This window comes from Bacillus sp. OxB-1, assembly GCF_000829195.1.
Taxonomy (GTDB): domain Bacteria; phylum Bacillota; class Bacilli; order Bacillales_A; family Planococcaceae; genus Sporosarcina.
The window spans coordinates 701,977-718,103 of the sequence record NZ_AP013294.1; the positions used below are offsets into that span (position 1 = coordinate 701,977).

The following is a 16,127-nucleotide window of genomic DNA, read 5'->3' on the forward strand; positions in this document are numbered from 1 at the left end:
CCCTCCTTCGTATAATTGACTAGCTTGTGTTATTTCAATCAGATTTCGAATAGTTCAATGTCTTTCGAGTCTGCTGTCAGGGTAACGATCGCTTTACGGCGTTTGTTCGTGTAACCTGCATGGCGACCCATACGTTTGAACTTGCCTTTGTAGTTCTGAACGTTGACTTTTTCAACGTCTACACCGAAGATTTCTTCGACCGCTTGTTTGATGTGCGTTTTATTTGCACGAGTGTCGACTTCGAATGTATATTTTCTGAGTTCCATTTGTTCAGAAGAACGCTCGGTAATGACCGGACGTTTTAATACATCACGTGCTTCCATTAACCAAGCACCTCCTCTACTTTTTGGACTGCTGCTTTCGTCATGACGAGTTTGTCGTGACCGACAAGATCAAGGACGTTAATGCCGTTTGCAGTGATGACGCTGACGCCAGGGATGTTGCGTGCAGATAGTGCAACTGTTTCATCCAGATCAGCCGTGACAATCAATGCTTTCTTGTCGATGGAAAGAGCGGAAAGAACTTTCATGAATTCTTTTGTTTTTGGCGCATCAAATGCAAGTCCTTCAAGAACGATCAGGTTCTCTTCACGCACTTTTGAAGAAAGTGCAGAGCGAAGGGCCAATCTACGGACTTTTTTCGGCAATTTGTAGCTGTAGCTACGTGGTGCTGGACCGAATACGATACCACCGCCACGCCATTGTGGTGAACGGATGGAACCTTGACGTGCACGTCCAGTCCCTTTTTGGCGCCATGGTTTACGGCCGCCGCCAGCGACTTCTGCGCGTGTTTTTACTTTATGGTTCCCTTGGCGCAAAGAAGCGCGTTGTTGAACCAATGTTTCGAATAGGACTGCTTCGTTCGGCTCGATTCCGAAGATCGCATCGTTCAATTCGATGTCGCCGACAGTAGAACCAGTCTGGTTTAGTACGGATACTTTAGGCATTCTGTTTTCCTCCTTCCTTTACTGATGATCAGTTTCCTTTTACGGCACTTTTCACTTGGATTAGTGATTTGCGTGCTCCAGGAATGTTCCCTTTAACGAGTAGCAGATTGCGTTCTGCATCCACCCGTGCAATTTCTAGGTTTTGGATTGTTACGGTTTTACCGCCAGTACGTCCAGGGAGCTTTTTCCCTTTGAATACGCGTTGTCCGTCAACCGCACCCATGGAACCGGGACGACGGTGGTAACGGGAACCGTGAGACATAGGTCCGCGTGATTGTCCGTGGCGTTTGATAACACCTTGGAATCCTTTACCTTTTGATGTTCCTGTAACGTCGACAATATCGCCTTCTACGAATGTATCGACTTTGACTTCCTGACCAACTTCGTACCCATTTACGTCTAATCCGCGGAATTCGCGAATGAAGCGCTTAGGTGCCGTTTCAGCTTTTGCAACGTGTCCTTTTTCAGGTTTGTTTGCAAGCTTTTCACGTTTATCTTCAAATCCAAGTTGGATTGCTTCGTAACCGTCCGTTTCAGCAGTTTTCTTTTGAAGAACTACGTTTGGAGCAGCTTCGATAACAGTCACTGGGATCAGATCGCCGTTTTCAGCAAAGATTTGCGTCATGCCGACTTTTCTTCCTAAGATTCCTTTGGTCATTTGTCACACCTCCTGAATTAATGTGAGTAATATTTTTTATCGATTAAAGTTTGATTTCAATGTCAACGCCAGATGGTAAATCAAGTTTCATCAACGCATCGACTGTTTGTGGAGTCGGTTTGACGATATCGATCAGACGTTTGTGTGTACGCATCTCGAACTGTTCGCGCGAATCTTTGTACTTATGTACCGCACGAAGGATTGTGTAAACCGATCTTTCAGTTGGTAGTGGAATCGGACCCGACACACTAGCACCCGAACGTTTTGCAGTTTCTACAATCTTTTCTGCCGATTGATCAAGAATCCCATGATCATATGCTTTCAAACGGATACGAATCTTTTGTTTTGCCATTATTTTCCCTCCTTCTCGCCTATTTTCTAGACATTCTCCACGGAAATTTCCCACACACATGCCATGGCAAAGCGGCCGGGTGTGTCGGCAACCTCCCGCTTCATCGCAGTCAAAGACCAACATTCAACATTATACATAAAGAAAAAGAATCCCGCAAGCCTTTTGACGAAATTCTTTCTAAGACTTTATTATTATAAACTCATCCCGCTTGTAATGCAAGGCTGCCACTAATAGTCCGAACATTTTTGCTAGACGGGGTGGTGGTGGAGTGGCATTGGTATTTCCAGGGGGACGCGGGAGTATGGAGCGGGGTACGGGATTATTGGCGGGGAAGAATGATTTATGGGCAAGGTTCCTTGCTTTTTGAGCACGATCGGCAGGGACATGAGCGGGAAAGCCGTTGGTGCAGGCGGGACGAAAGAGGTTATGAGCGTTCAAGCAAAGTTACGGGCTCGGGACAAGCGGGAATGAGCGCTGATCTGTGTTTTATAAGCGCGACTTACTTGTATATGGGCGTGGGTCCAGGATTATGAACGAAACAGACAGGAGAATGAGCGACCATGCAGGGTTATGAGCGCGAGAGGCCGGGTTATGAGCGCGGACAGCGTTAACTGAGAAAACCGTATCAGCATCAGCGAAGACGCAATAGCTTCCGTTGTCCTGTCGAAGCTATCAACATTTGCGCGAAGTTATCAGCGTTCCATTGAGGATATCAGCTTTGGGGCCAAGTTATCGGCTTCGGCACGAAATTATCAGCACTTCACCCGAGTTATCAGCATTTGTGCATCCGGAAGTGCGGTGCCATGAATCAATTGTTGGGAGAGCCCTCTATTTGACCCTAGGCTACCCTGCCTTAACTATCGCCAACCGCTAATTCCGAGCAAATCAAAAACCCGCCACGGGGGCGGGTTTTCATTCGTGCGAATGTATGATTAAGCTTGGATTGTTGCTACAACGCCAGCGCCTACAGTACGGCCACCCTCACGGATTGAGAATTTTGTACCTTCTTCAAGAGCGATTGGAGCGATCAATTCTACTGTCATTTCAACGTTATCCCCAGGCATAACCATTTCTACGCCTTCAGGAAGTTCGATAACGCCAGTTACGTCCGTTGTACGGAAGTAGAACTGTGGACGGTAGTTAGAGAAGAATGGAGTGTGACGTCCACCCTCTTCTTTAGAAAGAACATATACTTCAGAAGTAAATTTAGTGTGTGGAACGATTGAACCTGGTTTTGCAAGAACTTGTCCACGTTGGATGTCATCACGTGCTACCCCACGAAGAAGTGCACCGATGTTGTCTCCAGCTTCTGCATAGTCAAGAAGTTTACGGAACATCTCTACACCTGTAACAGTTGTAGATTTCGCTTCGTCTACGATACCAACGATGTCGACTACGTCGCCGACTTTAACTTGTCCACGCTCAACACGGCCTGTTGCTACTGTACCACGACCAGTGATTGAGAATACGTCCTCAACTGGCATCATGAATGGTTTTTCAGTGTCACGTGGTGGTGTTGGGATGTACTCGTCAACAGCGTTCATCAATTCAACGATTTTCTCTTCCCACTCAGCTTCACCTTCAAGAGCTTTTAGAGCAGAACCTTTGATAACTGGAATGTCATCGCCAGGGAACTCGTACTCAGATAGAAGGTCGCGAATTTCCATTTCAACTAGTTCAAGAAGTTCTTCGTCGTCTACCATGTCACATTTGTTCATGAAGACAACTAGGTAAGGAACACCTACTTGACGTGAAAGAAGGATGTGCTCACGAGTTTGTGGCATTGGGCCGTCAGCAGCAGATACTACTAGGATACCGCCGTCCATTTGAGCAGCACCAGTGATCATGTTTTTAACGTAGTCAGCGTGACCTGGGCAGTCAACGTGTGCATAGTGACGTTTGTCAGTTTCGTACTCGATGTGTGAAGTATTGATCGTGATTCCACGCTCTTTTTCTTCTGGCGCGTTATCTACGTCAGCGTAAGATTTCGCTTCTCCACCCATTCTTTTTGAAAGAACTGTTGCAATTGCAGCAGTTAGAGTTGTTTTACCATGGTCAACGTGACCGATTGTACCAACGTTAGCGTGCTCCTTGGAGCGGTCAAATTTTTCTTTTCCCATCTTGGAAATCCTCCTTAAAATATAAAAGTATTGTATTTCTATAGCTACGGGTGCCAGCGGAGCAAGGGGCTCCACCAACTACCCATATCTTACAAGGATTCATGGTCGGAAACAAGAACGAGTTCTTATTACTGACCTTTATTTTTCTTGATGACTTCTTCTGAAATGGATTTCGGAACTTCTTCGTAGTGATCGAACACCATGGAGAAGACTCCACGGCCTTGTGTGTTGGAACGAAGAGATGTTGCGTAACCGAACATTTCAGCAAGTGGTACCATTGCACGTACGACTTGTGCGTTACCGCGAGCTTCCATACCTTCTACGCGTCCACGGCGTGAAGTGATGTCACCCATGATGTCGCCCATGTATTCTTCCGGAATGATGACTTCCACTTTCATCATCGGCTCAAGAAGAACTGGGTTAACTTTCGATACAGCGTTTTTCAATGCCATGGAAGCGGCAATTTTGAACGCCATTTCGTTGGAGTCTACATCGTGGTAAGAACCATCGAATAGACGTGCTTTGATATCGATCAATGGATAGCCGGCGATAACCCCGTTGTCAAGCGAGTCGCGAAGACCTGCTTCAACTGCTGGGATGTACTCACGCGGAACAACCCCACCGACGATTGCGTTTTCGAATTCGAAACCTTTTCCTTCTTCGTTCGGGGAGAACTCGATCCAAACGTGACCGAATTGACCACGACCACCTGACTGACGTACGAATTTACCTTCGACTTCAGCAGATTGACGGAATGTTTCACGGTAGGAAACTTGTGGAGCCCCTACGTTCGCTTCAACCTTAAATTCACGGCGTAGACGGTCAACGATGATATCAAGGTGAAGTTCACCCATACCAGCGATGATGACTTCGCCTGTTTCTTGGTCTGTATGTGCACGGAATGTCGGGTCTTCTTCTTGCAATTTAGCAAGGGCTTGACCCATTTTGTCTTGGTCCGCTTTTGTTTTCGGTTCGATTGCAACCGAAATAACCGGCTCAGGGAATTCCATGGACTCCAGGATGATTGGCGCTTTGTCGTCACAAAGCGTGTCGCCTGTTCCTGTGTCTTTCAAACCAACTGCTGCAGCGATTTCACCCGCATGCACTTCTGAAATTTCTTCACGGCTGTTCGCGTGCATCTGCAGGATACGACCTACACGCTCACGTTTTCCTTTTGACGAGTTCAATACGTATGAACCGGATTGAAGTACGCCGGAATAAATACGGAAGAAAGTAAGCTTCCCGACAAACGGGTCTGTCATAACTTTGAACGCCAGAGCAGAGAATGGCTCGTCATCGCTGGATGGACGCTCTTCCTCTTCCTCAGAGTCAGGGTTGATCCCTTTCATCGGAGGAATGTCAATCGGTGATGGAAGGTAGTCGACAACTGCGTCAAGCACAAGTTGGACCCCTTTGTTTTTGAAAGCCGTACCGCAAACGACCGGGTAGAATTCAACCGCGAGTGTCGCTTTACGGATTGCTGTTTTGATTTCCTCAACGGAAAGCTCTTCGCCGCCAAGGTATTTTTCCATGAGATCTTCATCAAAGTCAACGATTGCTTCGATTAGTTTCTCGCGGTACTCCTCAGCTTGCGCGCGGTACTCTTCCGGGATTTCCTCAATAGTAGTATCTGTACCAAGGTCATTCCCGTACATTGTCGCTTTCATTTCGACAAGGTCGATGATTCCGCTGAATGTATCTTCTGCACCAATCGGCAATTGGATTGGATGCGCATTCGCTTGAAGACGGTCATGAAGGGTCTTCACTGCATACAGGAAGTCCGCACCCGTTTTGTCCATTTTGTTGACAAATACAAGACGTGGAACACCATATGTCGTAGCTTGACGCCATACCGTTTCAGTTTGTGGCTCAACACCTGATTGAGCATCAAGAACAGTAACTGCACCGTCAAGTACACGAAGTGAACGTTCCACTTCGACTGTGAAGTCTACGTGTCCTGGTGTGTCGATGATGTTGACACGGTGGCCTTTCCATTGTGCTGTAGTTGCAGCGGAAGTGATCGTGATCCCACGTTCTTGCTCCTGCTCCATCCAGTCCATTTGGGAAGCCCCTTCGTGCGTTTCACCGATCTTGTGGATCTTACCAGTGTAAAAAAGGATCCGCTCTGTCGTCGTCGTTTTACCGGCGTCAATGTGAGCCATGATACCAATGTTACGAGTATTCTCTAAGGAGAACTCTCTAGCCATTTTGTATATCTCCTTCCGATTCGGATTAGAGTATTCAGTTCATTCAGCGAATAGGATGCGACCAGAACAAATGCGATCTGCACCTCGGTTTAGTGGCCAGCTGAATGTAAAAATGGATGTCCAATTCAAACAAGGCAATGTAAATTTGCGCAATGAAAGCGCCGTTGATGATTTGCCCGGACTTTTCGGCAGGTAATCTCGAATCCGGTATGGATCTTTGATCGCCTAGAGGAAAGGCCTGTTAAATTGGACCATCCGATCTTACCAGCGGTAGTGAGCGAATGCTTTGTTCGCTTCCGCCATTTTGTGCATTTCTTCACGACGTTTTACGGAAGCACCTGTGTTGTTGGAAGCGTCGAGGATTTCGTTCGCAAGACGTTCTTCCATCGTTTTTTCACCGCGGCTGCGGGAATAGTTCACAAGGTAGCGAAGGCCGAGAGTCGTACGGCGATCCGGACGGACTTCTACTGGAACTTGGTAGTTCGCTCCACCTACACGGCGTGCGCGAACTTCAAGTACAGGCATAACATTGTTAAGCGCTGCTTCGAATACTTCGAGTGGATCCTTTCCGGAACGTTCTCTAATAAGTTCGAACGCACCATAGAGGATTTTTTGGGATGTACCTTTTTTACCGTCAACCATCATTTTGTTGATGAGACGTGAGACGAGTTTCGAATTATAAATCGGATCCGGAAGTACGTCACGTTTTGCAACAGGACCTTTACGAGGCATGTTGTTTTCCTCCTTTCGAGATGATCAGTTCAGAATGATTATTTCTTTTCTTTTGGTTTTTTCGCACCGTACATAGAACGGCTTTGCATACGACCTGTAACTCCAGCAGTGTCAAGCGCACCACGAACGATGTGGTAACGAACACCCGGTAAGTCTTTTACACGGCCACCGCGGATTAGGACAACACTGTGCTCTTGCAGGTTGTGGCCTTCACCCGGGATATATGCGTTGACTTCCAACGAGTTTGTCAAACGTACACGTGCATATTTACGAAGAGCCGAGTTCGGTTTCTTCGGTGTCATTGTACCAACACGTGTGCAGACACCCCGTTTTTGTGGAGAGTTTACGTTGGTCATTGACTTTTTGAAACTGTTGTAAGTTTTTCCGAGCGCTGGTGATTTAGATCCTGCCACCTTCGATTTACGTGGTTTGCGGACCAATTGGTTAATTGTAGGCATCGGTTTTTCCTCCTTTCAAACATGATTTAGTAAGACCACACATCCAGGTGGTTCATTTTTTGGGTAAAAACAAAGTCTTTGTGTTATTTCACACAAAAACCATTATCCAGTGATTGCAACAACCGCTGCCCCGACTTGTATGCCACACGCATCTCCGAGCTTTTCCCTCGACTCTACGTAATTGACAGGTACGCCGTGAGATTCCGCTGCGTCCAACACCGGATTGACAACTCGCCCTTCGGCATCCTTTGCAACGATGACCTCGATCACGTCGCCGGCGCGTATTGCTTTCACTGTCTGCTTTGTACCGATGATCGTCTTTTTTGCCTGTTCGACTTTTTCATAAGACATGAGCATATCCTCCAAAGCACAGACATTTAACTATCAACCTTTTGTATATTATCACCTGAAGATAAAACTGTCAACACATAATGGAAAGGACGGGGGGATTTTTTATGCCCCCCGTTTTGCGGATCCGCCTTTATTCCGCTGCAACTTTTTCTGAAACGCTATCCTCTTCATCATGCACCATTTCAATATGGCGATAACGCTGCATTCCTGTTCCAGCCGGCACCAGTTTCCCGATGATGACATTCTCTTTCAGGCCAAGCAATTCGTCGGTTTTCCCTTTGATCGCCGCATCCGTCAAGACACGCGTCGTCTCTTGGAAAGATGCCGCCGATAGGAAAGATTCCGTCTCGAGCGAGGCTTTTGTAATTCCGAGGATGACAGGTCGGCATGTAGCCGGCACTTTGCCAACTTGCAATACCTCCGCGTTCGCTTCGGCGAATTGATGGATATCGAGCAAGGATCCTGGAAGCAGATCAGTGTCGCCCGCTTCGATGACACGGACTTTCCGCAACATTTGACGGACCATGACCTCGACGTGCTTATCGCCGATTTCAACCCCTTGCATACGATATACTTTTTGAACTTCTTTCAGCAGATACTCCTGAACCGTTGCGACATCTTTTACGACAATCAATTCTTTCGGATCGATCGAACCTTCCGTAATGACTTCGCCTCGGTCAATCGTATCGCCGAGTTCCACTTTCAGGCGAGCGTTATATGGAGCCAAGTATTTGCGCGTTTCCACTTCGCCTTGAATCGTGATTTCTTTCTGGCCTTCCCGGATTTCATCGATGTCGACGATTTCCCCTTTGATTTCCGAAATAACCGCTTGCCCTTTCGGATTCCGCGCTTCGAAAATCTCTTGGATACGCGGAAGACCTTGCGTGATATCGTCTCCTGCTACCCCACCTGTATGGAACGTACGCATCGTAAGCTGTGTTCCCGGTTCACCGATCGATTGAGCCGCAATGATTCCGACCGCTTCGCCGACTTCGACCTTTTCGCCAGTCGCAAGGTTGATGCCGTAACACTTCTTACATACGCCGTGCTTCGTGTTACAAGTGAATGCAGAACGGATGGACACCGTTTCGATTCCCGCTTCCGTGATGATGCGGGCAGTATCCGCAGTGATCAACGCATCTTTCTGCAAGATCACTTCATTTGTTTCAGGATGGTAGATCGTCTTCTTCGCATGGCGGCCTTCGATACGTTCTTCAAGGCTTTCGATGATTTCCGTGCCTTCTGTCAACGCTTTGACTTCCAATCCACGATCCGTGCCACAGTCGTCTTCACGGACGATGACGTCTTGCGCAACGTCCACAAGTCGACGAGTCAAGTAACCGGAGTCGGCTGTTTTCAGCGCCGTATCCGCCAGACCTTTCCGCGCACCGTGCGTGGAGATGAAGTACTCGAGTACCGTCAGCCCTTCACGGAACGAAGATTTGATCGGAAGTTCGATGATCCGCCCAGCCGGGTTGGCCATCAGTCCGCGCATTCCCGCGAGTTGTGTAAAGTTGGATGCGTTACCCCGGGCACCGGAGTCACTCATCATGTAAATCGGGTTCGTATGTTCCAGGGAGTCCATCAGCTTATCCTGAATGACGTCCTTGGCATGGCTCCAATACGAGATGACGCGGTCATACCGCTCTTCTTCCGTGATCAAACCACGGCGGAACTGCTGCATGACTTTGTCCACTTTATCCTGCGCTTCTTGCAAGATTTCGTCTTTGTTCGGCAATACGACGATATCGGAAATACCGATCGTAATACCGGCACGAGTGGAATATTTGAAACCGAGGTCTTTCATCCGGTCCAGCATCCGGGACGTTTCCGTAATATGGAAACGCTTGAAGATTTCCGCGATGATATTCCCCAAGATTTTCTTCTTGAACGGCGGAACAATTTCCATTTCTTTCAAGTGCTCTTTCGGATCCACCGTTCCCGGAATGAAATATTTCTCCGGTGTTTCGATTTGCAAGTTGAAATCTGTCGGTTCATTGATATAAGGGAATGATTCCGGCAAGATTTCGTTGAAAATGATTTTTCCGACTGTCGTCAGAAGAAGCTGTCCGTTCTGCTCTTCCGTAAACGTCGGGTTATTTAAAGAACCCGCTTGGATCGCAATCCGGGAATGAAGATGGACGTGACCGTTCTGGTAAGCGATCAATGCCTCGTTCACATCACGGAAAACCGCTCCTTCTCCCGTCGCGCCTTCCCGTTCCAATGTGAGGTAATAGTTCCCCAATACCATGTCCTGGGACGGTGTAACAACCGGTTTTCCGTCTTTCGGGTTCAAGATATTCTGAGCCGCAAGCATGAGTAGTCTCGCTTCCGCTTGGGCTTCAGCTGATAGCGGAACGTGAACGGCCATTTGGTCACCGTCGAAGTCAGCATTATACGCCGTACATACGAGCGGGTGAAGCGTGATGGCGCGGCCTTCCACTAGAATCGGCTCGAACGCTTGGATTCCAAGACGGTGAAGCGTAGGGGCACGGTTAAGCAAGACCGGATGCTCCTTGATGACGTCCTCGAGGACATCCCATACTTCCGAATGGAGCCGCTCGATTTTCCGTTTCGCACTTTTGATATTATGCGCTAAACCGCGCTCAACCAGTTCTTTCATGACGAACGGTTTGAATAGCTCTACGGCCATTTCTTTCGGCAGTCCGCATTGATACATTTTCAAGTTCGGACCGACAACGATAACCGAACGTCCGGAATAGTCCACCCGTTTTCCTAACAAGTTCTGACGGAAACGTCCTTGTTTCCCTTTCAACATATGGGAGAGGGATTTCAATGGACGATTTCCTGGTCCAGTGACCGGGCGGCCGCGGCGGCCATTGTCGACGAGGGCATCGACAGCTTCCTGCAGCATCCGTTTTTCATTCTGGACGATAATGCCAGGCGCCCCCAGGTCAAGCAGGCGTTTCAGACGGTTGTTCCGGTTGATGACCCGACGGTATAAATCATTTAAGTCGGACGTCGCAAATCGTCCTCCGTCAAGTTGGACCATCGGACGCAATTCAGGAGGAATGACCGGAAGCACTTCGAGAACCATCCACTCCGGTTTATTGCCGGAATTACGGAACGACTCGACGACTTCCAGACGACGGATCGCACGTGTACGGCGTTGTCCTTGGACAGTCTTCAGTTCCTCTTTAAGTGTTTCCATCTCTTTTTCCAAATCAATGGCCATCAGAAGACGTTCAATCGCCTCTGCACCCATCAACGCTTGGAATTTGTTGCCGTATTTTTCCCGGTATACGCGATACTCCTTTTCAGAGAGCAATTGCTTTCTTTCAAGTGGCGTATCCGCCGGGTCCACCACGACGTACGAAGCGAAATAAATGACTTCTTCCAACGCACGGGGAGTCATGTCCAAGATGAGGCCCATCCGGCTCGGGATCCCTTTGAAGTACCAAATATGCGTCACTGGTGCCGCAAGTTCGATATGTCCCATCCGTTCGCGGCGGACTTTTTGCCGAGTCACTTCTACGCCGCAACGATCGCAGACCACACCTTTATAGCGCACCCGTTTGTATTTACCGCAATGACATTCCCAATCTTTTGTAGGTCCGAAAATACGTTCACAGAACAGGCCGTCTTTTTCCGGTTTCAACGTCCGATAGTTGATCGTTTCCGGCTTTTTCACTTCACCATAGGACCAAGATCGGATCTTATCCGGTGAAGCGAGGCCGATTTTCATATACTCAAAATTATTAACATCTATCAAGGAGCCTACCTCCCTCTAGTCTTATCGCTGCAGTTGGCTTTCCCTAAATCTTTCGCTATATCCTAAACATTTCCGTACACATCAAATCCGGACTTTTGCAGATACTGAGAAGGAGCACCAATGGGCCCCTTCTCAGCACTTCCGCATCGTTCCGGAAATCAGACTGGCTGGTCCTCTTTGATAAGGTTCAGCGCATCAGTCGGCTGCATATCATCGTCTTCGTCATGGTCGCGAAGCTCGATCTCTTCGAGGTCAAGAGATAGCATTTTAACGTCCAAGCCCAAGCTTTGAAGTTCTTTGATCAGAACTTTGAAAGACTCTGGAACGCCCGGTTGTGGAACGCTCTCTCCTTTGACGATCGCTTCATACGTTTTCACACGCCCGACGACATCATCCGATTTCACTGTCAGGATCTCCTGAAGTGTATACGCGGCGCCGTATGCTTCCAGCGCCCACACTTCCATCTCCCCGAAACGTTGTCCACCGAATTGCGCTTTTCCGCCGAGCGGTTGCTGGGTGACCAACGAATAAGGGCCAGTGGAACGCGCATGGAGTTTATCATCGACCATGTGTGCCAGTTTGATCAGGTACATGACTCCGACAGAAACGCGGTTATCAAACGCTTCTCCTGAACGTCCGTCATAAAGGATCGTTTTACCATCACGGTTCATGCCGGCTTCTTCCATCGTGTTCCAGACATCCTCTTCATTCGCCCCGTCAAATACAGGGGAAGCGGTGTGGATGCCGAGGTTGCGAGCCGCCATGCCAAGGTGCATTTCCAATACTTGCCCGATGTTCATCCGCGATGGAACCCCAAGCGGGTTAAGCATGACATCGATTGGTGTGCCGTCCGGCAAGTACGGCATATCCGATTCAGGCAGGATCCGGGAAATGACCCCTTTGTTACCGTGACGTCCGGCCATTTTGTCCCCAACGGAAATTTTCCGTTTCTGGACGATATAGGCGCGGACCAATTGGTTCACACCTGGCGGTAGCTCGTCGCCGTCTTCCCGGTTGAACACTTTGACATCCAGGACAATTCCGCCGGCGCCATGCGGCACACGCAATGAAGTATCGCGGACTTCACGTGCTTTCTCACCGAAGATTGCGTGAAGAAGACGTTCTTCGGCAGTCAGTTCTGTAACCCCTTTTGGTGTTACTTTTCCGACTAGGATATCGCCGTCGCGCACTTCCGCGCCGATACGGATAATTCCTCGATCGTCCAGGTTGCGGAGTGCATCTTCACCGACGTTCGGAATGTCTCGCGTGATCTCTTCAGGTCCCAGTTTCGTATCACGTGCTTCGGATTCGTACTCTTCGATATGGACGGAAGTGAAGACATCATCCTTGACGAGACGCTCACTGATGATGATCGCATCCTCGTAGTTGAAACCATCCCATGTCATGAATGCAGTCAGAACGTTACGGCCAAGCGCAAGTTCCCCTTTTTCCATCGAAGGTCCGTCAGCCAGGATATCGAGAGGCTTGACCCGGTCGCCGACGCTGACGATCGGACGTTGGTTGTAACAAGTCCCTTGGTTGGAACGGATGAAGTTTTCGAGACGATATGTCACGAGGTCACCCTTCACTTCTTTTCCATCCACTGTTTCAATCCGGCGCACCCGGATTTCCTTCGCTTCCACATGCTCCACGATGCCATCGACTTTCGAAAGGACAGCTGCCCCGGAGTCACGTGCGGACACATGTTCCATTCCTGTACCGACGAGCGGTGCTTCCGGATTCAGAAGAGGGACGGCTTGCCGCTGCATGTTCGCTCCCATGAGGGCACGGTTCGAGTCATCGTTCTCAAGGAACGGGATACAAGCCGTAGCAGCCGATACAACCTGTTTCGGTGACACGTCCATATAGTCAATCTGTTCGCGCTTGAATACAGTGTTATCGCCTTGGAAACGGCCGACGATCTCATCGTTGACGAATGATCCATCTTCACTGAGGATGGCATTCGCTTGTGCAACGACATAGTTATCTTCCACATCCGCGGTCAAATAATCGATTTGAGCAGTGACCTTCCCTGTCACCGGATCGACTTTCCGGTATGGCGTTTCAATGAAGCCGAATTTATTCACTTTCGCGAAGGTCGAAAGGGAGTTGATAAGCCCGATGTTCGGACCCTCCGGTGTTTCGATCGGACACATCCGCCCGTAGTGGGAATAGTGAACGTCCCGGACTTCCATCCCTGCACGTTCCCGTGTTAAACCGCCAGGTCCGAGTGCGGATAGTCTCCGCTTATGCGTCAATTCGGCAAGCGGATTCGTCTGGTCCATGAACTGGGATAGCTGGGAGCTTCCGAAGAATTCCTTGATGGACGCGATGACCGGCCGGATATTGATCAGTTGCTGAGGCACGATCGATTGCGTGTCGTTGATGGACATCCGTTCTTTAACGACCCGTTCCATCCGGGAAAGCCCGATCCGGAATTGGTTTTGCAAGAGCTCGCCCACCGAACGGAGGCGACGGTTTCCAAGATGGTCAATGTCATCCGTGTTCCCCACCCCATGAAGGAGGTTGAAGAAATAGCTGATGGACGCCACGATATCTGCAGGCGTGACATGCTTGACCGATTCGTCCACATTTGCATTTGAAATGACGTTTATCACTTGTTTCTCTTCGCTTTTCGGCGCATAGATTTTCACCGTCTGGATGACGATCGGTTCATCCAAAATGCCTCCAGCGTGTGTCAACTCCTCCGTACCGATGCCTTTTTCCAAATAAGGGATCAGGCGGTCGAGCGTACGCCGGTCGAGCAGCGTATCCTTTTCGACTATGATTTCCCCTGTTTCAGGATCCACTAGCGTTTCGGCGATGGTTTGATTGAACAAGCGATTTTGCAGGTGAAGCTTTTTATTCATTTTATAACGGCCGACATTGGCCAGATCATAACGTTTCGGATCGAAGAAGCGGGAAAACAGGAGGTTTTTCGCGCTGTCCAGCGTTGGTGGTTCACCCGGTCGCAGCCTTTCATAAATCTCAAGCAAGGCTTTTTCAGATCCTTCGGTATTATCCTTTTCGAGCGAGTTGCGGAGATATTCATTATCCCCGATCAATTCGATGATCTCCTGATCGGAAGAGAACCCGAGGGCACGGAGAAGGACGGTGACTGGAAGCTTCCGCGTACGATCAATCCGCACATGGACAACATCCTTGGCATCCGTTTCATACTCGAGCCATGCACCACGGTTCGGGATGACCGTTGCTCCGAAGCCGCGTTTCCCGTTCTTGTCTGTCTTATCGTTGTAATAGACACTTGGAGAGCGGACAAGCTGGGAAACGATAACCCGTTCCGCACCATTGATGATGAACGTCCCGTTTTCTGTCATGAGAGGGAAATCCCCCATGAAGACGTCTTGCTCTTTCACTTCTTCCGTCTCTTTGTTATGCAAGCGGACCTTCACACGCAATGGCGCTGCGTATGTAACGTCACGCTCTTTCGATTCATCGACAGGATATTTGGGCTCGCCCAATTGGTAATCGATGAATTCCAACGAAAGGTTTCCAGTGAAATCCTGGATCGGGGAAATATCGTGGAACATCTCCCGCAATCCTTCTTCCAAGAACCACTCATAAGATGCCGTCTGGATTTCAATCAGATTCGGCAGATCGAGCACTTCGCTGATCCGTGCGAAACTTCTGCGCTGACGGTGTTGACCATACTGAACTAAATGACCTGTCAACTCTTTCACCCCTCAAAACAAATATTAGTCCTTTGCGAAATCATAAAAATGTTGTATGATATCGAAAAAACAAAAAGAAAACGAGTTCCGGCAAGAGCTCATTTTCGGTTTGACAATCCGTTATCTATCGTCAGTATGCCTTTCATTTCCAAATTTCATGCAAAAGGGCATACGACCGCAATATAATAATTTCTGCATTTAACAATTATAGAGCAAACAAGAGCGCAAGTCAAGACTTTATTGCTTTCAAAATGAAATACCCTTTCTTCTTCGCCACCGTCTCCACGTTGCCGAACAGCTCCTCTAAACGAGCCATCGTCGAAGGCGCTCCCTGCTTTTTCTGAATGACGACCCAAAGTTCGCCGTCGGTTCCAAGTTTCGAGTAAGCTTCTTTGTAAATCTTGAAGACCGTTTCTTTCCCGGCCCGGATCGGCGGATTCGTCAGAATTGCCGCAAACCCTTCCGCTTTCACTGAATCCAGCGCATCGCTCGAATAGATCTTCGCATTGTCTATCCCATTCTGCTGCGCGTTATGTTTCGCCAGGGCAAGAGCACGTTCATTCACATCGACCATCTGGATTGTCCGTGCAGGAAATGAAACGGCAAGCGACAAGCCGATCGGCCCGTAACCGCATCCGACATCCAGAAGATCACCCTCTGTGTCAGGCAATTCGAAGGCCTCCGCCAATAGTCTCGAACCGAAATCGACCTCCCCTTTACTGAACACGCCTGCATCCGTCCTGAATTTCAATCGAATGCCACGTATTTCAGCGGTCCATTCTTTCGGATCGCTTTTCACTTTCGGGTCAACCGAGTAATAATGTTCAGACATGCCGTCTTCGCACCCTCCTTATTCAATCACACAGATTTACGATAAG

Annotated in this window: 13 protein-coding genes; 1 reads left to right on the top strand and 12 read right to left on the bottom strand. The window is 48.8% G+C overall.

Features of this window, described 5'->3' with window-relative positions; all coding sequences use genetic code 11:
- Positions 1-38: 38 nt before the first annotated feature.
- The 4 genes from rplW to rpsJ are packed head-to-tail and all read right to left on the bottom strand — an operon-like array spanning position 39 to position 1,956.
- On the bottom strand, positions 39-323 hold the full coding sequence (gene rplW, locus OXB_RS03750) for a 50S ribosomal protein L23 (RefSeq protein WP_041071999.1): 285 nt from the start codon (positions 321-323) through the stop codon (positions 39-41).
- On the bottom strand, positions 323-946 hold the full coding sequence (gene rplD / locus OXB_RS03755) for a 50S ribosomal protein L4 (RefSeq protein WP_041072001.1): 624 nt from the start codon (positions 944-946) through the stop codon (positions 323-325). The genes rplW and rplD overlap by 1 nt, the downstream gene beginning before the upstream one ends.
- Positions 947-974: 28 nt before the next feature.
- Positions 975-1,604 carry a 50S ribosomal protein L3 gene (gene rplC / locus OXB_RS03760; RefSeq protein WP_041072004.1) on the bottom strand — a complete coding sequence of 210 codons (630 nt, stop codon included), beginning with the start codon at positions 1,602-1,604 and terminating at the stop codon, positions 975-977.
- Positions 1,605-1,647: 43 nt separating this feature from the next.
- On the bottom strand, positions 1,648-1,956 hold the full coding sequence (rpsJ, locus tag OXB_RS03765) for a 30S ribosomal protein S10 (RefSeq protein WP_041072006.1): 309 nt from the start codon (positions 1,954-1,956) through the stop codon (positions 1,648-1,650).
- A 342-nt stretch (positions 1,957-2,298) separates the two neighbouring features.
- Here rpsJ and OXB_RS19285 point away from each other — a divergent pair, with 342 nt between their 5' ends.
- Positions 2,299-2,427: a hypothetical protein gene (locus OXB_RS19285; protein WP_269447825.1), complete on the top strand. Its 129-nt coding sequence runs from the start codon at positions 2,299-2,301 to the stop codon at positions 2,425-2,427.
- Between the two features lie 461 nt (positions 2,428-2,888).
- Here the strand turns inward: OXB_RS19285 and tuf are convergent, their stop codons facing one another.
- The 8 genes from tuf to OXB_RS03810 form a co-directional block, all read right to left on the bottom strand.
- Positions 2,889-4,076 carry an elongation factor Tu gene (tuf, locus tag OXB_RS03770; RefSeq protein WP_041072008.1) on the bottom strand — a complete coding sequence of 396 codons (1,188 nt, stop codon included), beginning with the start codon at positions 4,074-4,076 and terminating at the stop codon, positions 2,889-2,891.
- 128 nt (positions 4,077-4,204) lie between these two features.
- A complete protein-coding gene (fusA, locus tag OXB_RS03775; RefSeq protein ID WP_041072014.1) occupies positions 4,205-6,283 on the bottom strand; it encodes an elongation factor G in 2,079 nt (692 codons plus the stop codon).
- 261 nt (positions 6,284-6,544) lie between these two features.
- Positions 6,545-7,015, bottom strand: a complete 471-nt coding sequence (gene rpsG, locus OXB_RS03785; RefSeq protein WP_041072018.1) for a 30S ribosomal protein S7 — start codon at positions 7,013-7,015, stop codon at positions 6,545-6,547.
- A gap of 38 nt (positions 7,016-7,053) precedes the next feature.
- Positions 7,054-7,473 carry a 30S ribosomal protein S12 gene (gene rpsL / locus OXB_RS03790; protein WP_041072020.1) on the bottom strand — a complete coding sequence of 140 codons (420 nt, stop codon included), beginning with the start codon at positions 7,471-7,473 and terminating at the stop codon, positions 7,054-7,056.
- A gap of 102 nt (positions 7,474-7,575) precedes the next feature.
- Positions 7,576-7,824 (bottom strand): 50S ribosomal protein L7ae-like protein, encoded by a 249-nt coding sequence (locus tag OXB_RS03795; protein ID WP_041072024.1) that lies wholly within the window; start codon positions 7,822-7,824, stop codon positions 7,576-7,578.
- A gap of 130 nt (positions 7,825-7,954) precedes the next feature.
- A complete protein-coding gene (rpoC, locus tag OXB_RS03800) occupies positions 7,955-11,557 on the bottom strand; it encodes a DNA-directed RNA polymerase subunit beta' (RefSeq protein WP_041072030.1) in 3,603 nt (1,200 codons plus the stop codon).
- A gap of 158 nt (positions 11,558-11,715) precedes the next feature.
- Positions 11,716-15,249: a DNA-directed RNA polymerase subunit beta gene (gene rpoB / locus OXB_RS03805; protein WP_041072032.1), complete on the bottom strand. Its 3,534-nt coding sequence runs from the start codon at positions 15,247-15,249 to the stop codon at positions 11,716-11,718.
- Positions 15,250-15,478: 229 nt separating this feature from the next.
- Positions 15,479-16,081 (bottom strand): class I SAM-dependent methyltransferase, encoded by a 603-nt coding sequence (locus OXB_RS03810; RefSeq protein WP_041072034.1) that lies wholly within the window; start codon positions 16,079-16,081, stop codon positions 15,479-15,481.
- Between the last annotated feature and the right edge of the window lie 46 nt (positions 16,082-16,127).